The sequence below is a fragment of the Mesorhizobium calcicola genome (assembly GCF_042682105.1).
In the GTDB taxonomy this organism is placed as follows: domain Bacteria; phylum Pseudomonadota; class Alphaproteobacteria; order Rhizobiales; family Rhizobiaceae; genus Mesorhizobium; species Mesorhizobium calcicola.
The window spans coordinates 36,956-56,987 of record NZ_JBHUGY010000001.1; the positions used below are offsets into that span (position 1 = coordinate 36,956).

Annotated in this window: 25 protein-coding genes and 1 pseudogene; 17 read left to right on the forward strand and 9 right to left on the reverse strand. The window is 63.3% G+C overall.

Annotation, left to right across the window (positions count from 1 at the left end):
- Positions 1 to 78: 78 nt before the first annotated feature.
- Both choX and ACFSQT_RS00220 read left to right on the forward strand, forming a co-directional pair.
- Positions 79 to 1,016: pseudogene (gene choX, locus ACFSQT_RS00215) on the forward strand (choline ABC transporter substrate-binding protein).
- Positions 1,013 to 1,846 carry an alpha/beta fold hydrolase gene (locus ACFSQT_RS00220; protein ID WP_379016439.1) on the forward strand — a complete coding sequence of 278 codons (834 nt, stop codon included), beginning with the start codon at positions 1,013 to 1,015 and terminating at the stop codon, positions 1,844 to 1,846. The pseudogene choX and the gene ACFSQT_RS00220 overlap by 4 nt, the downstream one beginning before the upstream one ends.
- Here the strand turns inward: ACFSQT_RS00220 and ACFSQT_RS00225 are convergent.
- Positions 1,843 to 2,652, reverse strand: a complete 810-nt coding sequence (locus tag ACFSQT_RS00225; RefSeq protein WP_379016440.1) for an NIPSNAP family protein — start codon at positions 2,650 to 2,652, stop codon at positions 1,843 to 1,845. The genes ACFSQT_RS00220 and ACFSQT_RS00225 overlap by 4 nt on opposite strands.
- A gap of 95 nt (positions 2,653 to 2,747) precedes the next feature.
- Here ACFSQT_RS00225 and ACFSQT_RS00230 point away from each other — a divergent pair, with 95 nt between their 5' ends.
- Together ACFSQT_RS00230 and ACFSQT_RS00235 are read left to right on the forward strand one after the other, a co-directional pair.
- Positions 2,748 to 3,356: a TetR/AcrR family transcriptional regulator gene (locus tag ACFSQT_RS00230; RefSeq protein ID WP_379016441.1), complete on the forward strand. Its 609-nt coding sequence runs from the start codon at positions 2,748 to 2,750 to the stop codon at positions 3,354 to 3,356.
- A gap of 102 nt (positions 3,357 to 3,458) precedes the next feature.
- On the forward strand, positions 3,459 to 4,592 hold the full coding sequence (locus tag ACFSQT_RS00235) for a metallophosphoesterase (protein ID WP_379016443.1): 1,134 nt from the start codon (positions 3,459 to 3,461) through the stop codon (positions 4,590 to 4,592).
- Positions 4,593 to 4,646: 54 nt separating this feature from the next.
- Here ACFSQT_RS00235 and ACFSQT_RS00240 read toward each other — a convergent pair whose 3' ends face one another.
- Positions 4,647 to 4,826, reverse strand: coding sequence for a CsbD family protein (locus ACFSQT_RS00240; protein ID WP_379016444.1), 180 nt, complete (start codon positions 4,824 to 4,826; stop codon positions 4,647 to 4,649).
- Between the two features lie 195 nt (positions 4,827 to 5,021).
- Between ACFSQT_RS00240 and ACFSQT_RS00245 the strand changes: the two genes are divergently transcribed.
- The 9 genes from ACFSQT_RS00245 (at position 5,022) to ACFSQT_RS00285 (ending at position 9,752) form a co-directional block, all read left to right on the forward strand.
- The gene (locus ACFSQT_RS00245; RefSeq protein WP_379016445.1) at positions 5,022 to 5,681 is read left to right on the forward strand and encodes a glutathione S-transferase family protein; all 660 of its coding nucleotides are present in this window, start codon (positions 5,022 to 5,024) and stop codon (positions 5,679 to 5,681) included.
- A gap of 119 nt (positions 5,682 to 5,800) precedes the next feature.
- Positions 5,801 to 6,121 (forward strand): ArsR/SmtB family transcription factor, encoded by a 321-nt coding sequence (locus ACFSQT_RS00250; RefSeq protein WP_379016446.1) that lies wholly within the window; start codon positions 5,801 to 5,803, stop codon positions 6,119 to 6,121.
- Entirely contained in the window at positions 6,121 to 6,900 is a 780-nt protein-coding gene (locus tag ACFSQT_RS00255; RefSeq protein ID WP_379016448.1) for an SRPBCC domain-containing protein, read from the forward strand. Before ACFSQT_RS00250 ends, ACFSQT_RS00255 begins: the two co-directional genes overlap by 1 nt.
- A 391-nt stretch (positions 6,901 to 7,291) precedes the next feature.
- Complete coding sequence (locus tag ACFSQT_RS00260; protein ID WP_010915421.1) at positions 7,292 to 7,501, forward strand: cold-shock protein; 210 nt, start codon at positions 7,292 to 7,294, stop codon at positions 7,499 to 7,501.
- A gap of 354 nt (positions 7,502 to 7,855) precedes the next feature.
- The gene (locus tag ACFSQT_RS00265) at positions 7,856 to 8,083 is read left to right on the forward strand and encodes a hypothetical protein (RefSeq protein ID WP_379016449.1); all 228 of its coding nucleotides are present in this window, start codon (positions 7,856 to 7,858) and stop codon (positions 8,081 to 8,083) included.
- Positions 8,083 to 8,490, forward strand: coding sequence for a hypothetical protein (locus tag ACFSQT_RS00270; RefSeq protein ID WP_379016450.1), 408 nt, complete (start codon positions 8,083 to 8,085; stop codon positions 8,488 to 8,490). Before ACFSQT_RS00265 ends, ACFSQT_RS00270 begins: the two co-directional genes overlap by 1 nt.
- Position 8,491: 1 nt before the next feature.
- Positions 8,492 to 8,647 (forward strand): hypothetical protein, encoded by a 156-nt coding sequence (locus ACFSQT_RS00275; protein WP_379016451.1) that lies wholly within the window; start codon positions 8,492 to 8,494, stop codon positions 8,645 to 8,647.
- A gap of 4 nt (positions 8,648 to 8,651) precedes the next feature.
- On the forward strand, positions 8,652 to 9,032 hold the full coding sequence (locus tag ACFSQT_RS00280; protein ID WP_379016452.1) for a YkgJ family cysteine cluster protein: 381 nt from the start codon (positions 8,652 to 8,654) through the stop codon (positions 9,030 to 9,032).
- A gap of 108 nt (positions 9,033 to 9,140) precedes the next feature.
- Positions 9,141 to 9,752 (forward strand): LysE family translocator, encoded by a 612-nt coding sequence (locus tag ACFSQT_RS00285; protein ID WP_352598974.1) that lies wholly within the window; start codon positions 9,141 to 9,143, stop codon positions 9,750 to 9,752.
- Positions 9,753 to 9,772: 20 nt separating this feature from the next.
- Here ACFSQT_RS00285 and ACFSQT_RS00290 read toward each other — a convergent pair whose 3' ends face one another.
- Genes ACFSQT_RS00290 through ACFSQT_RS00300 form a run of 3 tightly spaced genes read right to left on the reverse strand, consistent with a single transcriptional unit; the run spans position 9,773 to position 11,670 of the window.
- On the reverse strand, positions 9,773 to 10,159 hold the full coding sequence (locus ACFSQT_RS00290; RefSeq protein ID WP_379016453.1) for a nuclear transport factor 2 family protein: 387 nt from the start codon (positions 10,157 to 10,159) through the stop codon (positions 9,773 to 9,775).
- 15 nt (positions 10,160 to 10,174) lie between these two features.
- On the reverse strand, positions 10,175 to 10,624 hold the full coding sequence (locus ACFSQT_RS00295) for an OsmC family protein (protein WP_379016454.1): 450 nt from the start codon (positions 10,622 to 10,624) through the stop codon (positions 10,175 to 10,177).
- 35 nt (positions 10,625 to 10,659) lie between these two features.
- Positions 10,660 to 11,670, reverse strand: coding sequence for a zinc-dependent alcohol dehydrogenase family protein (locus ACFSQT_RS00300; protein WP_379016456.1), 1,011 nt, complete (start codon positions 11,668 to 11,670; stop codon positions 10,660 to 10,662).
- A 99-nt stretch (positions 11,671 to 11,769) separates the two neighbouring features.
- Between ACFSQT_RS00300 and ACFSQT_RS00305 the strand changes: the two genes are divergently transcribed.
- On the forward strand, positions 11,770 to 12,378 hold the full coding sequence (locus ACFSQT_RS00305) for a TetR/AcrR family transcriptional regulator (RefSeq protein ID WP_379016457.1): 609 nt from the start codon (positions 11,770 to 11,772) through the stop codon (positions 12,376 to 12,378).
- Between the two features lie 89 nt (positions 12,379 to 12,467).
- On the opposite strand, the gene groL is transcribed toward ACFSQT_RS00305, so the two are convergent.
- From groL to ACFSQT_RS00320, 3 genes are all read right to left on the reverse strand, one after another.
- A complete protein-coding gene (groL, locus tag ACFSQT_RS00310; protein ID WP_095086076.1) occupies positions 12,468 to 14,123 on the reverse strand; it encodes a chaperonin GroEL in 1,656 nt (551 codons plus the stop codon).
- Between the two features lie 62 nt (positions 14,124 to 14,185).
- Positions 14,186 to 14,482, reverse strand: coding sequence for a co-chaperone GroES (groES, locus tag ACFSQT_RS00315; RefSeq protein WP_006203049.1), 297 nt, complete (start codon positions 14,480 to 14,482; stop codon positions 14,186 to 14,188).
- A gap of 285 nt (positions 14,483 to 14,767) precedes the next feature.
- Entirely contained in the window at positions 14,768 to 15,394 is a 627-nt protein-coding gene (locus ACFSQT_RS00320; protein WP_379016458.1) for a TetR/AcrR family transcriptional regulator, read from the reverse strand.
- A gap of 125 nt (positions 15,395 to 15,519) precedes the next feature.
- Between ACFSQT_RS00320 and ACFSQT_RS00325 the strand changes: the two genes are divergently transcribed.
- From ACFSQT_RS00325 to ACFSQT_RS00335, 3 genes are read left to right on the forward strand one after another with little or no spacing between them, the layout of a single operon-like run.
- Complete coding sequence (locus ACFSQT_RS00325; RefSeq protein ID WP_379016459.1) at positions 15,520 to 16,707, forward strand: MFS transporter; 1,188 nt, start codon at positions 15,520 to 15,522, stop codon at positions 16,705 to 16,707.
- A 12-nt stretch (positions 16,708 to 16,719) separates the two neighbouring features.
- On the forward strand, positions 16,720 to 18,000 hold the full coding sequence (locus ACFSQT_RS00330) for a D-arabinono-1,4-lactone oxidase (protein WP_379016460.1): 1,281 nt from the start codon (positions 16,720 to 16,722) through the stop codon (positions 17,998 to 18,000).
- Positions 17,997 to 19,142, forward strand: a complete 1,146-nt coding sequence (locus ACFSQT_RS00335; protein ID WP_379016461.1) for an alanine racemase — start codon at positions 17,997 to 17,999, stop codon at positions 19,140 to 19,142. The genes ACFSQT_RS00330 and ACFSQT_RS00335 overlap by 4 nt, the downstream gene beginning before the upstream one ends.
- 6 nt (positions 19,143 to 19,148) lie before the next feature.
- On the opposite strand, the gene ACFSQT_RS00340 is transcribed toward ACFSQT_RS00335, so the two are convergent.
- Entirely contained in the window at positions 19,149 to 19,982 is an 834-nt protein-coding gene (locus tag ACFSQT_RS00340; RefSeq protein WP_379016463.1) for an AraC family transcriptional regulator, read from the reverse strand.
- Positions 19,983 to 20,032: the final 50 nt, after the last annotated feature.

Genomic DNA, 20,032 nt, shown 5'->3' on the forward strand with positions numbered 1-20,032 from the left:
TTTCGCCCGTTCAGATCAACTATTGACCAGTGGGACAATAAAAAGACCAATGGGTCAATTTATAAGAGGAGAACCGAAATGTCGCGCATGCTTGCAAATGGCGTCTGCCTCGCCGCCTTGGCTATGGCCTCTCATGCGGCTCAGGCAACTGAAGCCGAGCAGTGCAAGGCCGTCCGCATGGCGGAACCTGGCTGGAACGATCTGGCCTTCACCACGGGGGTTGCCAACGTCCTGTTCGAAGCCCTTGGCTATCAGCCGCAGAGTTCGGTGCTCGGCATCAATGTCATTTACGAGGGCATGAAGAACAACGATGTCGACATGTTCCTGGCTACTGGGACCCGGCCATGGTCACCTATTACGAACCCTACAAGAAGGACGGTTCGGTCGAGAACGTGCGCGTGAATCTGACAGGCGCCAAATACACCTTCGCCGTTCCGACCTATGTCTGGGACGCCGGCGTCAAGGACTTTGCGGACCTGCACAAATTCGCCGACAAATTCGGCAAGAAGATGTACGGCATCGAGCCTGGCTCGAACCAGTTGATGATGGATGCCATCGCCGATCCGTCGCTTGGCCTCAATGGCTGGCAGGTCATCGAGTCGAGCGAAGCCGGCATGCTGTCCGAGGTCGGTTACGAGATCAAGGAAAAGCAGTTCATCGTCTTCCAGGGCTGGGCGCCGCACCCGATGAACACGATGTATGACTTCAAGTATCTGACTGGCGGCGACAAGTTTTATGGCCCCAACCTTGGCGCTGCGACGGTGACCACACAGGTGCGCAAGGGCTATCTCGAACAGTGCCCGAATGCCGGGCAACTGCTGAAGAACCTCGCCTTCGACATCGATTTCGAGAATGTCGGGATGGGCTACCTGATCAATGACGGCATGAAGCCGGAAGAGGCGGGGTTGAAGGCGATCACGCTGAACAAGGACCGCCTCGACGCCTGGCTTGCCGGCGTCACCACATTCGACGGCAAGCCCGGCCTTGCCGCGGTCAAGGAAAAGCTCGGCCTGTGAGACCGGCCGTGCTGGATGCCTTGCCGAATGCCTGGGCGGAACAGGACGCCTGGGCCGGCCGCAAGCAAATCGTCAGGAGCGGCGATCGCGACATCGCCTATGTCGAGATCGCCGGCACCGAGCCTGCGCTGCTGCTGGTACACGGCTTCACTGACACCAGCCGCAGCTTTTCGCTGCTGGCGCGGCATCTGGCCGGCCGTCGGCTGGTCATCCCGGATCTGCGCGGCCACGGCGGCTCGCAAGCCGGCGAGGGCTGCGGCATCGCCGATTTCGCAAGTGACATTGCTGCGCTGATTGACCGCTTGCAGCTTGACCGGCCGGTGGTCGTCGGCCACTCGCTGGGCGCCATGGTGGCAATCGCGTTGGCTGCACGGCATAGGGAACTCGTCGGCGGCCTGGTGCTGTTGGCCGGCACGTTGAAGCCCGATCTGGCGCAGGACCATCCATTGGTCCTGGGCGTTGAGACTCTGCGCGACCCGATATCGCCGGCCGACCCTTTCTATGCCCGGTGGCATGCCTGCCTGCCTGGCGTGCCGCAGGCTTTTCTCGCAGGCCTGGCGAAAGACGCCTCGACGATGCCGGCATCGCGCTGGCGGGCGATCCTTAAGGAAATCCGCAGCGCCGACCTGAGCGCCGCGGCACGCGCTGTGCAAGCCCGGACACTGATCATCGCCGGCGGCTGCGACCCGCTGTTCGGCGAGGCGCATCAGCAGGCACTGTCGCAGTCCCTTGCCGGGGCAAGCCTCGTCCGTGCCGAGGAATGCGGCCACAATCCTCATTGGGAGGATCCGGCCTTTGTCGCCGAGGTAATTGGCAGGACATTCAGCTAGCACCGCTGATCAAGTAGATGCTGACTGTTGCCAAGCCGCGAACGCGAGGTCGGTGACAGACGCAATGTCTCCGTTGGTTGTGTCAGGTCTGGCCGGGCCGCTTGCCAAAACACCTGCCAGGCAGGCGAACCGGCAAGCGCGGCCTCATGCCGGGGGTGCGTTTGCGCGCTGTCAAATCGCATGACGCTGATGAAGACGTTTTCACTCGCCCGCACCGGCAGGCGCGGAAAGCTGTTTTCGGCATGCTCGGTAACGAACGCGGCGAGCAGGCGTGCGCCGGGTGCGGTCATCAGCGGCGCCATTTCGGTCGCGAAGCGATCGGCGAAAATGGACTCGGCGCCGGGCCGCAAATGATGAATCTGGATCACAACAATGGCCGATAGGGCTTTGTTCCGGTTTGATTTGTTGTCATCGGCCAAGCTATCCCGCGGTGCGCCCGAGAGGTCGAAGCCGGCGCCCGGCCACGCCGGCTTGAGCAGCAACACATCGTCGGAATCGATCATAGTCGCATTGGCCGCATTGCTGTGCGCCGCCCAGACCGGCCCACCATAAAAGGTGGCCAGCGCATCCCTGCGCGCGTCCATGCCGTCGAAGCCGCGCATCCAGACGAACATGTCCTGACGATCGAGATCCCGGAACTGGCCGATGATGGTCATCCCGGCCTCCTCCTGGCCCTCGATCAGCCTGCCGTCGAAGATGTCGATGAGCGTATCGCGCTTGCCAGGCTTCAGCGTGTATTGCCGCAACTCGACGGCAGGCGGGGCGAGCACAGCAGGCTCTGGCGTGGCATTCGGGGGCAGGTTCATCCGTCAGTCTCCAAAAACAGGGTGATCATCCTGTTATTAAACAGACTGGTTGTCCTGTTTTGTCAACATGCTATTGTCCGGCGATGTCAGCAGAGATGACCGCCCGACCCGGACCGGGCTCCCGAAAACGCATCAACGACCCCGAAGGCATGCGCAACAAAGTGCTCGATGTCGCGGAGGAATCATTCCAGGCGCGCGGCTACCATGCCTCCAGCCTCGGCGACCTGATGGCGGCGGCCGGCGTCAGCGGCGGCGCGCTGCATCATCATTTCCCGACCAAGAAGGCGCTGGCGCTGGCGGTGATCGACGAGCGTGTGGCGGCCGCGGTCGAAGCGACATGGATCGCGCCGGTGCTGGCGGCGGTGTCGGCGCGCGAGGGCGTGCGCGCGGTGTTCGAGGCCGTGGCCGCTGAACTGGAGCAACAGGGTTTTGTACGCGGCTGTCCGCTCAACAATCTGGCGCATGAACTGTCGCTCGCCGATCCCGATTTCCGGACGGCCCTTGCCGGCATCTTTTCGGCGTGGCGCCGGGCGATCGCCGACAAGGTCAGGGCCGACCAGCAGACGGGCAGGGAGCAAGGCATCGACCCGCAGCGCTTCGCGGCACTTGCCGTCGCCGCCTATTCCGGCGCTATGTCGATGGCCAAGACGGCGCAGGATGCGAGCGTTCTGCGCGACTGTCTGGCGGCGCTGGGCGAAGCCTAAGGCATGATCCCGAAAAGCGTTCGAGCGGCTCGTTCATGCTGCTGGTGCGATGCCGCGCGCTGAACTGGACGGCCGGTCGCTCTCCGTGCTGAAATTGAGCTCATGACGAATCGCCGCCCGCCTGGTGTGTGTTCTCGACGCAGGTTTCTGGCCCAGGCCGCGGGACTTGTCGCGGCCGGCGCCTTGTCGCGCCCGGCGCGCAGCCAGACCGGGCAGCGCGTCCAGCCGATCGACGCCACTTTCCTGTTCATCGCCGATGTCCATGCTTGTCGCATGGCGAACGGCTTGAGTCCCAACTGCCAGAAGGAAGGCAAGGCCGACGCCGCGCTGCTGCGCAACGTCGCTGTGCTGAACGGTCTCGGCGACAAGGACTGGCCGGCCGAGATCAACGGCGTCGCCACCGGCCTGCGTTCTGCCGGCAGTCGGATCGGCACGCCGCTTGGCCTTGTCGTCGGCGGCGACATCACCGACGATGGCGGCGGCCAGATAACCCAGCCAAGCGAAGGCACCCAGCTTCTCCAGTTCAGCCAGCGTTACCAGCAAGGCGTCGGTCCCGATCGGGTGCATATGCCGGTCTATGTCGGGCTCGGCAACCACGATCTCGACCAGAACGGTCCCTCGCACCATGTCGACTGGTACCGGCGCGAAATGCGCGACTATGTCGAGGTCAATCACCGCGCCGGTGTGTTCTTCAAACCGCCGGTGCCGGCCACCGACTACGACATCGACACCGACTGCTATTCCTGGGACTGGGGCGGCCTGCATCTCGTCCAGACGCACCGCTTCGCCGGCGACACCGGCCACGGCGCCATCAGTAGCCTGCCATGGCTGAAGCAGGATCTGGCAACCTACGCGGCGGATGGCCGCCCGGTCATCCTGTTCCAGCACTATGGCTGGGACACCTTCTCGATAGAACGGTGGGATGCTGCAAAAAGGACCTATGACGATGACGGTGCCGGCGCGCCGCATTGGTGGAGCGACGTCGACCGGCAGGCGTTGCTGGCGGCGCTGAAGGGCTACAATGTCGTCGCCATCTTCCATGGCCACCAACACGAGACGCCGCTGATCTATCGCCGTGACGGGCTTGACCTCATCAAGCCGAAGGCCGCCTACATGGGTGGCTTCGCGCTGGCCAGGGTGACCAGCGACGGCATGGACGTGGTGCTGGGCGAGGCAACCGGTGACCATGGCGAGGTCGCCTTCACCAATGCTTTCAGCAAGGGCTGGAGCCCATGAAGAAGCAGGCCCTGGTGGCCACCTTTCCCAGACAAAAGCGATACAAGGTCGGGATCAGAACGCTTTCTTGACCTTGTCCTTGACGTCGCCATAGGCCTTCTGCACCTTGCCGGCGATCTTGTCGGCCGTGCCTTCGGCTTGGGTCTGCCTGTTGCCGGTCGCCTTGCCGGCGGCTTCCTTGACCGAGCCCTTGATTTGCTTGGCCACGCCGGCGACCTGATCCTTGTTCACCATTTCGCATCTCCTGGGAGTTTTGAATTCGGGGAATTCATCCGCGGGAGGCTAACGAGACGGCGTCGTTTAGGTTCCAAGCCACTTCCGCAAGCAGATCAAGTTGTGCAACCGCTTCCGGTGGCAAGGCTGGCAGGCTAGGCTGCGACGACGCGCAGGCCAAAGGACTTCAGGACAATCGTGCGCGCGGGGAGAAAAATGGCTGAATTCACGCTCTACATTGGCAACAAATGCTTCTCCTCGTGGTCACTGCGGCCCTGGGTGGCGATGAAGCATCTGGAGATCCCGTTCGAGGAAGGCTTCGTGCGGCTGCGCACGCCAGAGACCGCTGCCAATTTGGCAAAAGTGTCGCCGACCGGGCTGGTGCCGGTCTTGAATCACAATGGCAGGATCGTCTGGGAAACCCTTGCCATCCTTGAATATCTCGCCGACCTGTTTCCCGAGAAAAATCTCTGGCCGGCCGATCTCGGCGCCCGCGCGCTGGCGCGCTCCGTGGCGACCGAGATGCATTCCGGCTTTCGCGAGGTCCGCTATGGCTGGCCGATGAATTTGCGCCGACCGAAAGGCCACAAGCCGCTCGACGCCGAAGGCGAGGCGCAGCGGGAGCGCATCGAGGCGCTGTGGCGGGAGTGCCGTGAAAAACATGGCAAGGGCGGCCCGTTCCTGTTCGGCCATGTCACTGCGGCCGACGCCATGTATGCACCGGTCGTCACCCGTTTCGACACCTATGGCGGCGAACTGGCGCCGGATACGCGTGCTTATGTCGATGCGGTGCTGGCCACACCGGCGATGCGCCATTGGTACGCGGAAGCTGCCAAGGAGACATGGCCGGAGCCCGGTCCGGACGAACAGGACTGACCCTGGCGTGCGGCTTCGGCTTGGAGTGAGGCAGGCTCCGCACCGATCTGGAATCGGCCGCGAGCGGAATTGACCCGAGCGGCAATTCGGCATAATACGTAACCAAGTGGATACGTATTATGCCGCAGGCTGACCCTGACCGTTCCGTTTTCCGCGCAATTGCCGATCCGACACGGCGTGCGATCCTCGACCGCTTGCGGCAGGGACCGGCGCGGGTCAACGAACTTGCCTCGGCCTTTTCGCAGAGCCGGCCGGCAATCTCCAAGCATCTCAGGGTCCTGCGCGAACTGCGCGTCGTCTCCGAACAAAAGTATGGCCGCGAGCGGCTCTACCGGCTGGAGCCGGCGGAGTTGAAGGACGTGGCCGACTGGATCTTGCCCTATCGCGATTTCTGGCAAGCGAGCCTCGGCAACCTCAAATCCTACCTGGAGAATGAATGATGGCCAACAACCATGGACCGCGTGCCATCGCCGATGTGTCGATGGGTACGGTTCTCGCCGCGGTGACGATCGCGGTGCCGCCCGAGCGGGTGTTTCGCGCGTTGACGGCGGACGACCAGATACCGCTCTGGTGGGGGTCGGACGAACTTTACCGGACGACGAGACATGCTGCCGACGTGCGGCCCGGTGGCGCGTGGCGATCGGAGGGCAGGAGCGCCGACGGCCGGGAGTTTCATGTCCAGGGCGAGTATCTCAAGGTCGAGCCGCCGCACCTTCTGGTGCTGACGTGGAAAGCACTATGGGACGGCGACAACGTCACCACCGTGACCTACATGCTCGAGGCGGTCGATGCCGGAACGCGGCTGACCTTACGCCATGAGGGGTTTGGCGCCCGCCAAGGCGCATGCCGCGATCACGGCTCCGGCTGGGAGCGCGTGCTCGGTTGGCTGGCCGCTTTCCTCACCGATGAAGCCGGCAGCAAGCCTCAACGCGTGTTCCACTGCCGGCTGATCCCGCCGCGGCCCGACTTTGCCTTCACCCTGACCGAAGCAGAAAAAACACTGATGAAGCAGCATTCGGACTATCTGCGTGGCAAGTTGGGCGAGGGGGGTGTCATCCTGTTTGGGCCGGTCGCGGATCCTGCCGGTCCCTGGGGCCTGGGTATCGTGCGTGCCGACGATGAGGCCGCCGTCCGGGCGCTGACCGAGGCGGACCCGACGGTTCGATCCGGGTTGGGCTTTCGATACGAGATCCTGCCGATGATGACCGCCGTGATGTGAGGTTCGGGTGCCAAAAGAAAACGCCCCTCGCACCTTTTATCGTGCGGGGGGCGTCTTTGCCGTCAGCCTTTCCTTCGATTGCTCTCGTGAACTGCTAACGACAACCATGAAATGCGCATCTTCCGAAATGGTTCCCCGGCATGTCCAAATTTTTTGAAGGGCGTTCGGTTCAGAGCCTTCGGTTTGCGCGAGAGCCAAGGGCGGATTAGACCAAGAATTGACAAGGCGGCGCAAGAAGCCTACAATCCTCTCGTCGATATTTGTTTGACCGACTTTTGTTATCCGCGCACGCACGCGCGCCTTTGACGAACTTCCCCATCAAAAATCGAGACAAAAATCGTTGTGCATTCGCACCGCGATTAACGAATATTTGCCATGGAAAGGGTTCGTCATGAGCACCGGCACAGTTAAATGGTTCAACGCCACCAAGGGTTTTGGTTTTATTCAGCCTGACGACGGCTCGGCCGACGTTTTTGTCCACATCTCGGCCGTAGAACGCGCCGGCATGCGCGACATCGTCGAGGGCCAGAAGCTCGGCTACGAGATGGTCCGCGACAACAAGTCGGGCAAGATGTCCGCCGACCAGTTGAAGGCGGCCTAAAACAGAATTCAGCCCTCCCGGTGACCACGGATGTACTGGCACCGGTGAGTGGCGAATTCGGGCGCATGGCCGCGGAGACCTGAGTTTCCACGGCATGTCATGCGTATGAGAAGGGCGTTGCCTGCGCATACTTCCGGATGTCACTGGATGCGCGGCGCTCTCATGGAAGGTCAGGCGGTGCCTGGCCTTTTTCATTTTGCGCGTCTTGCCGCCGAAAGTGCACTGCGCGTCGGCCCGAACGTGCTATGGGACGCTCCAGCAATTTGAATCCGCTGCCGTATTGCTTTGTGCGTGGTCCTGACCGAAGACCAGGTCTCGCCCTATCGGCACCAGGCTCCTGACAGGAGAAAGATTTTGACCGCCAATTCGAAGACAGTTCCTGATCAGGCCGTGTCCCTGTTCAGCAAGACGCAGACCCAGTCGATGTCGCTCAACCGCATCATGTCCGAGCGCGATGCCGTCAGCGAGGCGCGGGAAGCCAAGACCGCCCGACTGCGCGAACAGCGCCTGGAGAAGGAGGCCGATGAGATGGCCGCGGCTGCGGCGCTCGCCGCTTTGCCGAAACGAGCCGGAAGACGCTGATGGCCACCAAGCGCGTGCCTCCGAAACTGATCGCCGCCGACTCGACGATCGTCGACGTGGTCGATGGTCTCGACAAGCCGGTCGAATATGTGCGCCGGGTGCTGGAAAAGCTGGAGCGCTGCAAACGCGCCCATGGCGATGCCCAGGTGCGGCTCGGTGTGCGCGGTCGCGCCGAATGCCCGAACTACCTGATCGAATATGTGCGCGAAGACGCCAGGACCCATGAGCGGATGACCCATCAGGATGCCGCCTACAGCGGCAGCACGCATCGCGAACTGGCGCCCCACCACATCGAGGCGGTGAAGAACTGGTCGCCCGAGGAAATGAACATCACGGCGGTTTCGGCGCTGATCGGCCGCTTGCGCAATCCGCGCGCACCATCATCGCGCTTCGCCGACGAGGACTGAAATGGCCATAAAATTCTCCGCCAAGGACCAGCCTGCAACGCCAGCTGCCGCTGCAAAACCGGGCAAGCCGGCCGCGCCGAAAGCCGACGAAGCTGCGACCGATCTGTTCAAGTCGCCGGTCGATGCGCCAAAGGGCAAGACAGGCAAGAAGAAATAGCGCCTTGCCGCAAGACGCCGATCACAACCCTGCCGCGCCGGGGCTGCTCGCGCTGGTGGCCGATGCAAGCCTTTCGTCGTCGCAACACGGCACCGCTCCTGTCTTCGACTGCCAGAGCTGCGGTGCCTGCTGTTCCTATTCGGCGGAGTGGCCGCGCTTTTCCACCGAGGATGACGCGCAGCTCGATCGCATCCCGGCAAAATATGTAGCGGCCAATCTGTCCGGCATGCGCTGCGAAGGCGTGCGCTGCTCGGCCCTCAGCGGCGAGATCGGCAAGTCGACCGCTTGCGGCATCTATGAAGTCCGCCCGGACGTCTGCCGCGCCTGCATGCCTGGCGACGACGATTGCCTGATGGCGCGCCGGGCGCACGGATTGCCGGTGTAACCGCCGATCTCCCCCACGAGGGGAGATTGCGCCAGTCGCCGCCGCTTGTGCGCCGACCCACAGCCCGATACCTTCGTCGCAGGGTAGGGCGCGCCGGAGGAAACCATCGTGAGCATCGAATTTCTGTTGACGTCGCTGATCGTCGTGGCTTCGCCCGGCACCGGCGTTCTTTACACGCTGAGCGCCGGCCTTTCGCGCGGCGCACGCGCCTCGATTATCGCCGCCTTCGGCTGTACGCTGGGCATCATTCCGCATATGGCGGCGGCCATCACCGGCCTTGCGGCGCTGCTGCACACCAGCGCGGTTGCCTTCGAGACCCTGAAATATCTCGGCGTCGCCTATCTGCTCTACATGGCCTGGAACACGCTGAAGGAGAAGGGTGGCCTGAGCGTCGAGCAGGATGTGACGCCGCGCTCTGCCCGCAAGGTGATTGCCACCGGCATCCTCGTCAACGTGCTCAATCCGAAACTGTCGATCTTCTTCTTCGCCTTCCTGCCGCAATTCGTCAGCACCACCGAACCCAATGCGCTGTCGAAGATGCTGGAGCTCAGCTCCGTCTTCATGCTTTTGACCTTCGTGGTTTTCGTCGGCTACGGCATCTTCGCCGCCTCGATCCGCAGCCATGTCGTGTCGCGGCCGATGGTGCTGACCTGGATGCGCCGGACCTTCGCCGGCGCCTTCGTCATGCTCGGCGCAAAACTGGCGTTGGCAGACCGTTAGCGGCGAGCGGCCAAGGCCGACTATCCCTTGACGTATCCCATCGCTTCGACGATCAGCCCGTCCTCGACGCGCATGAGATTGACGCCGCGGATGGAGTTGCCGTCGGCGAGCCAGTAGCGCCAACGGATGGTTGCGCGTTCGCCCGCGACGAATGTCTCCTCGAGGTCGAAACGCGTGCCGGCCTGGGTGGCGATCGCCGACCACAGCTGGACGCATGCTTCCCGGCCGGCATGACGGGCGCCGTCCGGTGCCGGGACGGTGTTTTCGATCACGCAGTGCTCGGCGACCAGGCCGGGGAGTGCCGACGGATCGTGCAACTGGAACACGTCGTTGAAGCGCTGCATGATTTCGGCTGTCTGCCTGGAGTGTTCGTCTGGATGAAGGGTCACGATGCTGTCCTGTTTCATCTCATCCTCCTGATTTCATTGTTGCGCGGCGGCGGTCGCGACGAGCTCGGCTTTGAGCGTGATGGTTGCGACGCCGGCCAGGGCGCGCGAGACAGGGCATGTCGCTTTCGCCGTTTCTGCAAGGTCCTGGAATTCAGCCGGGGCAAGGCCCGGGATCTCGGCGTGCGTCTCAATTTCGATGCGGGTGATCGTCGGCCCGGCAGCGCTTGCGCCGAGATGCACCTTGGCGGTGGTGCTGATGTTTGCCGGGATGTGATTGGCTCTGCCCAGTATGGCGCTCAAAGCCATCGAGAAGCAGCCGGCATGTGCCGCCGCAATCAGTTCCTCCGGGTTCGTGCCCGGACCGTTTTCAAAACGCGACGGGAAGCAATAGGCGCTTTCGAACACGCCGCTGCCGAGCCGTAGCCGGCCTGAACCTTCCCTTAGCGTGCCTTGCCACTCGGCCGAAGCTTGACGAATTGTCATTGTCTGCTCTCCATTGATTGTGAGAAATCGGCAGGTCAGGCGCCGTCGACGACCACTTTCCCGAAGACGTCGCCCTGCTGGAAATAGCGGTACGCAGCGCCGGCTTCGGTGAAGGCAAAGACCTTGTCGATAACGGGCCGCAGCCGGTGCTGTGAGACAGCGCGCAGCATGGCTTCGAGGTTGGTCCGGCTGCCGACGAAAAGGCGGCTGATGGTGGCGAGGCTGCGCTGGTAGAGCGCAGCAGGCATCTCGATTGACCTGCCCTGCTGGTCCTGCAGCGTCAGCAGCACGATGTGCCCGTACAGAGTGCTGGCGATCAGCGACTGCGCGAAAGTCGCCGGGCCACCGGTTTCGACAACGAGGTCGATGCCGCCGGTCTGGTCGCGGACAGGCGCACCCCATTCGGGCATCTCCGATGTCGAGATCACAAGGTCGGCGCCCAGCGCGCGCAGCCTGTCGGCCTTCTCGCCACGTGAGGTGACGGCAACGACGCGGCAACCGAGCAGCTTGGCGAACTGCAGCGCAAACAGCGAGACGCCACCCGAACCGATGACCAGAACCCATTGGCCAGGCTTCGGAATTCCGGCGCCCGTCACCGCATTCCAGGCAGTCAGGCCGGCGCAGGTCAGCGTTGCCGCCTCATGCCAGTCTAGATGATCTGGCAAGCGCACCGCCCATTGTTCGTCGAGAACGGCATATTCGGCCAGCATTCCGTCCAGCGTGCAGCCGAGCTGGTCGATGAGCCCGGCGTTGATGCGGCCGTCGATCCAGCGGGCGAAATAGCTGCCGGTCACGCGATCGCCAACGGCAAAGCGGGTGACGGCATCGCCGATGGCGACAATCTCACCAGCCCCGTCGCTCAGGGGAACGATGCCCTGGCGCGGCGTCAGCGGATAGGTGCCGTTGAGGATCATCGTGTCGCGCCGGTTGAGCGAGGTGGCACGAACGCGCACGACGATCTCATGCGGGTTCGGCTCCGGTTGCGCCTCGTCGCGCATCACCAGGCATTCGGTCCCGCCGGACCCTTCAAGGCGGTAGCTGTGCATGTCGGCTTCCTCAGGTATGTAGACTGATCTACATATTATGTAGACCGATTGTCATATTTGATGCAAGGCCTATAATGATTGCTGCTGACAGAGGTTGACATGGCCAACGACACCCGCACCCGCATACTCGAGACGACGGCGCTGCTGCTCAGGCAGCGCGGCTATCATGGCACCTCGCTCAACGACATATTGAACGCCAGCGGCGCGCCGCGCGGCTCGCTCTACTTCCATTTTCCCGGCGGCAAGGACCAGCTGGTCGTCGAGGTGACGCGTGACAGCGTCGACAAGGTGACGCAAAGGCTGGGCGAGGTACTGGCCGCCGAGCGGGATCCGGCGGTGGCCGTCCACCATATCTACCAGGCGGTCGGACATATGCTCGAGGAGAACCAGTTCACGCTCGGCTGCCCGATCGCACCCGTGGTGCTGGATTCACCGGCCGATGTGCCGGAACTGGCCGAATTGTGCCGGTCGGCCTTCGAGCAATGGATCGGCCTCCTGCAACAGGCTTTCGCCAGGGCGGGGGTGCCCGAGCGCCGTGCACATGCTCTGGCGCTGCTGGTCGAATCGTCGCTTGAAGGGCTGATGGTGATCGCGCGCGCCACTCGCGACCGCGCTCCGTTACAGGCGGTCGCCGACGAGGTCGCGGCACTGATTGAAGGCGCGGTGCTGGTTGCGGAGGCACGGCAACGCACGGATGCTGCCGTCTGAGGCCGATCGAACGCGGGGGGCAACGTTCCACGCAAACAAAAAGGGCGCCTTTCGGCGCCCTTTCCGTAAGCTTAGCCAGATTGGCTGGATCAGAAATCCATTCCACCCATTCCGCCCATGCCGCCGCCGCCCATGCCGCCAGGCATGCCGCCGCCAGCCGACTCCTTCTTCGGAGCCTCCGCGATCATGGCTTCGGTGGTGACCAGCAGGCCGGCGACCGAGGCCGCATCCTGGAGAGCCGTGCGCACGACCTTGACCGGGTCGACGATACCCATGGCGATCATGTCGCCATATTCGCCGGTCTGGGCGTTGTAGCCGAACGTCGCGCCCTTGTTCTCGAGGATCTTGCCGGCAACGATCGATGCTTCCGCACCGGCGTTGGCCGCGATCTGGCGGGCCGGAGCCTGCAGCGCACGACGAACGATGTTGATGCCAGCAGCCTGGTCGGCATTGGCGCCGGTGGCCTTGATGTTGGCCGAAGCACGCAGCAGGGCAACGCCGCCGCCTGCAACGATGCCTTCTTCCACGGCCGCGCGGGTCGCGTTGAGGGCGTCATCGACGCGGTCCTTCTTTTCCTTGACTTCGACTTCCGTCGCACCGCCGACGCGGATCACCGCAACGCCGCCCGCGAGCTTGGCGAGACGTTCCTGCAGCTTCTCCTTGTCATAGTCCGAGGTGGTCTCTTCGATCTGCTGCTTGATCTGGGCGACGCGGCCCTGGATCTCGGCCTTCTTGCCGGCGCCGTCGACGATGGTGGTGTTCTCCTTGGAGATCGACACCTTCTTGGCGCGGCCGAGCATGTTGAGGCCGACGTTCTCGAGCTTGATGCCGAGGTCTTCCGAGATGACCTGGCCACCGGTGAGGATGGCGATGTCTTCCAGCATGGCCTTGCGGCGATCACCGAAGCCCGGCGCTTTGACGGCGGCGATCTTCAGGCCGCCACGCAGCTTGTTGACGACCAGCGTGGCCAGAGCCTCGCCTTCGACGTCTTCCGAGATGATGAGCAGCGGCTTCGAGGTCTGCACGACGGCTTCGAGAACCGGCAGCATGGCCTGAAGGTTGGAGAGCTTCTTCTCGTGCAGAAGGATGTAGACGTCCTCGAGCTCGGCAACCATCTTGTCGGCGTTGGTGACGAAGTAGGGGCTGAGGTAGCCGCGGTCGAACTGCATGCCTTCGACGACTTCGAGTTCGGTCTCGGCGGTCTTGGCTTCCTCAACCGTGATGACGCCCTCGTTGCCGACCTTCTGCATCGCTTCCGCGATCATCTTGCCGACCGACTCGTCGCCATTAGCCGAGATCGTGCCGACCTGGGCAACTTCCTCGGAGGTCTTGATCTTCTTGGCAGCCTTGCCGAGCGCCGCGACGACTTCGGTCACGGCCAGATCGATGCCGCGCTTCAGGTCCATCGGGTTCATGCCGGCGGCAACCGACTTGTGGCCTTCCTGGACGATCGACTGCGCCAGAACGGTCGCAGTCGTGGTGCCGTCGCCGGCGATATCGTTGGTCTTCGAAGCAACTTCGCGGACCATCTGCGCGCCCATGTTTTCGAACTTGTCCTCAAGCTCGATTTCCTTGGCGACGGTGACGCCGTCCTTGGTGATGCGCGGGGCGCCGAACGACTTGTCGATGACGACGTTGCGGCCCTTGGGGCCGAGAGTGACCTTCACCGCGTCGGCGAGGATGTTGACGCCGCGCAGCATGCGCTCACGAGCATCACGGGAGAATTTTACGTCTTTGGCAGCCATTTTTAACTCCTGGCAGGGGCCTGGATTGAGCCCGGGAATTCAGTTGACGGAAGGTGCTGATATCAGCCGATGATGCCCATGATGTCGGATTCCTTCATGATCAGAAGGTCTTCGCCATTGAGCTTGACTTCGGTGCCCGACCACTTGCCGAACAGGATGCGGTCGCCGGCCTTGACGTCCAGCGGGACGAGCTTGCCGGCTTCGTCACGAGCGCCGGAACCGACAGCGATGATCTCGCCTTCCTGCGGCTTTTCCTTTGCCGTATCGGGGATGATGATCCCGCCGGCGGTCTTGGATTCGGATTCGACCCGGCGAACGACCACGCGGTCATGAAGCGGGCGGAACTTCGACTTTGCCATTTTTTCTTCCTCGATGAGAACGGTGAGAACAGTTCCTCCGTCCGGCGGCGCCGGACATATGGTTAGCACTCACCAATGGCGAGTGCTAACGTGGCGCTGAAATAGGCCGCTGGTCTGCCAGAGTCAAGGCGCGACACGCTGCGCAAACGCGTGAAATTCGCATGGGGCAGTGTCGCCGCGACCGCTGAACAGGTTCCGCAAAAAAGTGTTCCCCGGTTTTGCGGCAAGAACCTGCGGCAAACAATGAAACCCAAGCAGACGACGCGATGGCGAAGCGAGCGGAGCTTAGAGAAAGAGCCGCAGTTGGGTGTGGATGATCGACCGGTAATCCTCGATGGTTTGCCGACTTTCCGCTTCGCCCTCGGCAAGCGCCAGGCGCACCACACCACCGGCTAGCTGGAAGATCAGCAGAACGATGCGTTCGAACTGCTCGCGCTTCTCGGGTTCGAGCAGGGCGATGACATGGTCGCAGAACATTTTGGCTTGATGCCGGGTCTCGGCGATGTCGAGATTCTTGAGCGCCTTGTCGGCCTGGATGGCGTTCTGCAGATCCTGGATGGCCGGATCGCCGGCGACGCGGCTGTGATAGTCGTCAAGCAGCCGGTCGGCAGCCACGATCACATCCTTGGCCTCGCGGACGTCGGTGATGATCGCTGTCAGTCGGGCCCGGCTGACCTCGGAGAAGCGCTCATAGAGCATCGCCAGGATCGCCGACTTGTTGGGGAAGTAGTGATAGACGGTGGCGATTGGTCCGCCCGCCAGCATGCCGACCTCTTTCATGGTGACGGCGTCGATGCCCTTCTCACCGATCAGCCGCATGGTGGTCGACAGGATGGCGTCGATGCGCTCGCGGCTGCGCTCCTGCTTGGGCTTGCGCCTGGGTTCGGTGGCTGTTCGCCTTGCTTCCGTCATGCACCGATCTTTCGCAGGAGTTTCCCAAACTCCGGTTGACAAAAAATATGATCAAGTATCAGTTTCTGAAATGCTGACAGGTTGTCAGTTTTTTTGCCGCGCGGCAAGGACGTTGGGAGGCGCCTTTGACTTCGACAAATGCCGGGCACACTGGCAATGGCGACTGGCTGGTCGGCAATCCGACCGGCGGACAGCTCGCGTCGGCCCTATGGATCGGTTCGGTCGGTCTGCTCATCCTTGGCCTGCAGCCGGTGCTGCTCGGCGCCCTTTACACCGAGGGTCATGTCAGCGGCGATGAACTGGCGCTGGTCGCCACCGCCGAGATGATCGCCATTGCCATCGGTTCGGCAATCGTGGCGATGCTGCTTTCGGCCCACAACATGCGCTGGAAAAGTGCGGTCCTCCTGCTCCTGCTGGCGCTGGCGAATGTATGGACGGCCTACACGGCAAGTGCCAACACGCTGATTGCCGCGCGCGCCCTGGCCGGCCTCGCGGAGGGCGGCCTTGTGGCGGTCGCCACCGAACTCATCGCTCGCTCCCGCCGCGCCGAGCGCATCGGCGGCTATTTCGTCACCATGCAGACCCTGGCGCAGTGCGCGCTTGCGCTGCTGCTGGCGCTCTATGTCATCCCGGCGGCCGGATCGGCAGGCGGCTTCATCGTTCTTGCCGTTGTTTGCATCGCGTCGCTGGCGGTCGCCTTCATCGTCCCCGGTGACTATGCCGACCTGCCGAAGGAAGAGGATCTGGCCAATGTGCTGACGGTTCCTTCGACCACCGCGCTGCTGTCGGTCTTCTGCTACTTCATGTTCTTCGGTGCGGTCTGGGCCTTTCTGGAGCCGCTTGGCGCACAATTCGGCATCGATGGCCGCACCGTCGGCCTGATCGTCTCGGCCAGCCTCGCGGTGCAGGTCCTGGGCGCGATGACGGCGACCGTGTTCGAGGCGCGCATCGACTACCGCACTGCCATCGCGGCGATCGGCGCCGTCGCGCTCGTCAGCTCCCTGGTTCTCGCCAGCGGACCGAGTCTTGCGACATTCTGGGTCGCCGCCTTGGTCATGGGCTTCATTCTCTTGTTCATCGTGCCCTACCAGATCCGGTTGGCGATCACCGCCGACGAGACGCGCACCGCCGTGCTGCTGGTGCCGGCCGCGCAGCTTTTTGGCCTGGCGATCGGGCCGATCGCGGCGTCGCTGCTCATCGACGGCAAGGATTTTCGCCCGGTGCCGGAATTTGCCGCCGCCAGCGCCGCTGCCAGTGTCGCGTTGCTCGGCCTGTTCATCCTCGTGTCGCGGCGTCGCCGCGCCGTCGCCTGAGCGGAGGACAACATGTCGAAATCCTGGAGCAACTGGTCGGGCTATGTAAGCGCCGAGCCGAAGCTGATCGCCACTCCTACCGATGCCGGCGAACTCGGGGATCTCGTTCGCACCGCACCTGGCCCGGTCCGCGTCGTCGGCGCCGGTCATTCCTTTACGCCGCTGGTGAAATCCGAGGGCACGATCCTGTCCCTGGAGAGACTGGAAGGGCTGGTCTCGCACGACGCCGAAAAACATCAGGCGCGCGTACGGGCAGGGACCCGGCTCGGCTCGCTGATGCACATCCTGCAAGGCATCGGCCAGGGCTTGCCCAATATGGGCGACATCGACCGCCAGGCGATCGGTGGCGCGCTCGGCACCGCCACCCACGGCTCGGGACCGACGCTCGGCGCCTACCACACGCAGCTTGAAACGGTGCAGATCGTCGACGGGCTTGGCAAACTCCGCGACTTCAAGCGGGCAGGGGATCAGGAGATGATGCATGCCATCGGCGTCGCGCTTGGCGCCTTCGGCGTTCTGAGCGAAGTGACGATGAACAACATTGCGACCTACCGGTTGCGCCGCCGCAAATGGGTGCTGCCGATCGCCGACATGCTGCGCGATTTCGAAACGATGATGGCCGCGCATCGCTCGGCCGAATTCTACTACATTCCGTTTTCCGGCTACGCGCAGTTCATCGCCAGCGACTTCAGCACAGCAACACCGACCCCGCGACCACCAGAAGAGGACGAGGCAGGATTGAGGACGCTGCGCCGGTTGCGTGCCGGGCTCGCCTGGCTGCCGGCGCTCCGCCGCAGGCTGATCCGCGACGCCGTCGCGAAAGTGCCGGCCGAGGATTATGTGCAGGACTGGCTCAACGTCTATGCCAGCGACCGGCAGACCAAATTCAACGAGATGGAATATCACCTGCCGTTCGAGGAGGGGCCGAAGGCGCTGGTCGAAATCATCGAACTGACCGAGAAGCGCTTTCCCGAGGTCTATTTCCCGATGGAGGTGCGCTCGGTCGCCCCGGACCGGTTCTGGCTTTCGCCATTCTACAACAGGCTGACCTGCTCGATCGCCATCCACCATGACGCGGCAAACGATCCGTTGCCGTTCATGCGGGCGGCCGAGCCGATCTTCCGCAGATATGGCGGCAGGCCGCATTGGGGCAAGATGCACAGCCTGCAGGCGGCGGATTTGAAAAAGCTCTATCCGCGCTGGGACGACGCCATGGCGGTGCGCCGCGACATCGATCCGCAGAACCGCTTCGTCTCGCCTTACATGGCCGGCCTGTTCGGCATCGAACGATGAGCGCCTATTTCGCCGCTCTGTCGGACGCGTTGAAGGACGCCGGTATCTTCCAGCCCTGCCTGCTGCTCGATCGCGACCGGCTGGACCGCAACATTGTCCTGGTGAAAGAGAGGCTTGATCCCGGCCTTGCGGTACGCTTGGTCGACAAGTCGCTCGCCTGCCTGCCGCTGCTGTCGCACATCGCCAAGGCGCTCGGCGGCAATCGCTTCATGACTTTCCATCCGCCGATCACGCAAGCCGTGCTGAAAGCGTTTCCCGACGCCGACATGCTGTATGGCAAGCCGATGCCGATCGGGGCGGCAAGGGCTGTACTGGCGAAAGGTGATGCCGGGTGGTCGCGTGTCTGCTGGCTGATCGATACGAAGGAGAGGCTGGCCGAGTATGGCGTGCTTGCGGACGAACTCGACATCGAGTTGCGCATCGCCTTCGAGATCGATGTCGGGCTGCATCGCGGCGGGTTTGCCAGCCCGGAGGCCTTGTCGCAGGCATTGGGTATTTTGCCGGCTCATAAGCGGCTGCGCTGCGAAGGCGTCATGGCCTACGAGGCGCATGCGCCGCACATTCCCGGCCTGTTCGGCGGGCCGGTAAAGGCGCTGGGACAAGCCTCGGAACGGGCTGCCGCCTTCGTCGCGTGCCTCGGTGCCGACCAGCGGCGTATCCTCAACATCGGCGGCAGCAAGACCGCGCTGCTTCATCATGGCAGCGCCGCCAACGATGTGTCGATGGGCTCGGCCTTTGTGCTGCCGAGCGATTTCGATACGCCCGGCCTTGATGGCTTCCAGCCAGCGGCCTTTATCGCCACGTCGATCCTGAAAGTGGTCGAGCCGATGCTGCCCGGCCCGCCGGCCGTCACCCGCCTGCTGCGGGCGCTCGGCCGCTTTCCGCGCAAGGGCTGCTATCTCTACGGCGGCAAGTGGATGGCCGAGCCGGTATTTCCCCAAGGCATGAAGGCGAACGGCCTGCTTGGGTTCTCCTCGAACCAGCAATTCATGGGCCTGCCGGCAGATGCGACCGCGAAGCCCGGCGACTACGCCTTCCTGCGCCCGACGCAGAGCGAGGCCGTGCTGCAGCAGTTCGGGTCGATCGCGGTGTTTTCCGGCGGCAGGATCACCGATCGCTGGCCTGCGCTGCCGATGGCGTGATCCCGATTACGCCTTCACCGGTATCCAGATCTCCAGCCCGCCATTGCCGCTTCGCGGATCGAATTCGGGGCCATAACGCTCGAATTCGGGAGCGTCTGATATCTCGTGACCGGATGCCGGCAGCCACTTGTTCCAGATCGTGTTGACGGTCCGTCGGATGGTCGAGATGTGCTCGCGGTGGGCAAAGACGGCATATTTCTGCGCCGGCACCCGCACGCGGCTAAATTCCTTGGGAAGGCCTGAAAAGTCGGTCACCTCGACACCGGCAATGTAGTCGAAATTGCCGGCATCGTCGCCGTTGACGCAGACGCCGTAGGCGACGTCGCCCGTCTCGCCCGGAATGTTGCCGATATAGGGGCCGAAGCGCTGCCACTGCATCGGGATGGCGGCGCTGGTTTCGCAGCTGTAGCGTTCGCCGAGGCCGGCGATCAGGAACGGCCGGCTGGTCTCGAAGCGCGGTGGTTCGAGGTTGGCAAGAAAGGACTGGTCCATCAGGATCGGCTCCACGAGATCGAGGTTGTCGAGCGTGCCTTGCGCGCGCACCAGTTCCGGCGTGGTGCCGAACTGGTCGCGGAAGGCGCGGGTGAACGCCTCATGCGAATTGTAGCCGGCCTCGAGCGCGAGCGACAGGATGTCGGGCGCCCCGCCAGCCAGCTTGCGCGCCGCCTCGGTCAGCCGGCGTGAGCGCATGTAGCCCATCACCGAGCGGCCGGTTGCGGCGCCGAAAGCCCGCGTTACCTGAAAGCGCGACACGCCGCTGCTTTGCGCCACATCGTCGAGCGAGACCGCCTCCGGCAGATGGCTCTCGACGAACCACAGCGCTTTCTCGGTCGGGTTCATTTTTCTCCTCGCGTTGGCCGGATCATGTTGTCGCCTCCCGGTGCGGTCAG

Excerpts from the sequence above, each read along its gene's own strand:
- ACFSQT_RS00225 (WP_379016440.1), bottom strand. The coding sequence starts at position 2,652 with ATGAACCTGCCCCCGAATGCCACGCCAGAGCCTGCTGTGCTCGCCCCG.
- ACFSQT_RS00230 (WP_379016441.1), top strand. The coding sequence starts at position 2,748 with ATGACCGCCCGACCCGGACCGGGCTCCCGAAAACGCATCAACGACCCC.
- ACFSQT_RS00235 (WP_379016443.1), top strand. The coding sequence starts at position 3,459 with ATGACGAATCGCCGCCCGCCTGGTGTGTGTTCTCGACGCAGGTTTCTG.
- ACFSQT_RS00240 (WP_379016444.1), bottom strand. The coding sequence starts at position 4,826 with ATGGTGAACAAGGATCAGGTCGCCGGCGTGGCCAAGCAAATCAAGGGC.
- ACFSQT_RS00245 (WP_379016445.1), top strand. The coding sequence starts at position 5,022 with ATGGCTGAATTCACGCTCTACATTGGCAACAAATGCTTCTCCTCGTGG.
- ACFSQT_RS00250 (WP_379016446.1), top strand. The coding sequence starts at position 5,801 with ATGCCGCAGGCTGACCCTGACCGTTCCGTTTTCCGCGCAATTGCCGAT.
- ACFSQT_RS00255 (WP_379016448.1), top strand. The coding sequence starts at position 6,121 with ATGGCCAACAACCATGGACCGCGTGCCATCGCCGATGTGTCGATGGGT.
- ACFSQT_RS00260 (WP_010915421.1), top strand. The coding sequence starts at position 7,292 with ATGAGCACCGGCACAGTTAAATGGTTCAACGCCACCAAGGGTTTTGGT.
- ACFSQT_RS00270 (WP_379016450.1), top strand. The coding sequence starts at position 8,083 with ATGGCCACCAAGCGCGTGCCTCCGAAACTGATCGCCGCCGACTCGACG.
- ACFSQT_RS00275 (WP_379016451.1), top strand. The coding sequence starts at position 8,492 with ATGGCCATAAAATTCTCCGCCAAGGACCAGCCTGCAACGCCAGCTGCC.
- ACFSQT_RS00290 (WP_379016453.1), bottom strand. The coding sequence starts at position 10,159 with ATGAAACAGGACAGCATCGTGACCCTTCATCCAGACGAACACTCCAGG.
- ACFSQT_RS00295 (WP_379016454.1), bottom strand. The coding sequence starts at position 10,624 with ATGACAATTCGTCAAGCTTCGGCCGAGTGGCAAGGCACGCTAAGGGAA.
- ACFSQT_RS00300 (WP_379016456.1), bottom strand. The coding sequence starts at position 11,670 with ATGCACAGCTACCGCCTTGAAGGGTCCGGCGGGACCGAATGCCTGGTG.
- ACFSQT_RS00305 (WP_379016457.1), top strand. The coding sequence starts at position 11,770 with ATGGCCAACGACACCCGCACCCGCATACTCGAGACGACGGCGCTGCTG.
- groL (WP_095086076.1), bottom strand. The coding sequence starts at position 14,123 with ATGGCTGCCAAAGACGTAAAATTCTCCCGTGATGCTCGTGAGCGCATG.
- groES (WP_006203049.1), bottom strand. The coding sequence starts at position 14,482 with ATGGCAAAGTCGAAGTTCCGCCCGCTTCATGACCGCGTGGTCGTTCGC.
- ACFSQT_RS00320 (WP_379016458.1), bottom strand. The coding sequence starts at position 15,394 with ATGACGGAAGCAAGGCGAACAGCCACCGAACCCAGGCGCAAGCCCAAG.
- ACFSQT_RS00330 (WP_379016460.1), top strand. The coding sequence starts at position 16,720 with ATGTCGAAATCCTGGAGCAACTGGTCGGGCTATGTAAGCGCCGAGCCG.
- ACFSQT_RS00335 (WP_379016461.1), top strand. The coding sequence starts at position 17,997 with ATGAGCGCCTATTTCGCCGCTCTGTCGGACGCGTTGAAGGACGCCGGT.
- ACFSQT_RS00340 (WP_379016463.1), bottom strand. The coding sequence starts at position 19,982 with ATGAACCCGACCGAGAAAGCGCTGTGGTTCGTCGAGAGCCATCTGCCG.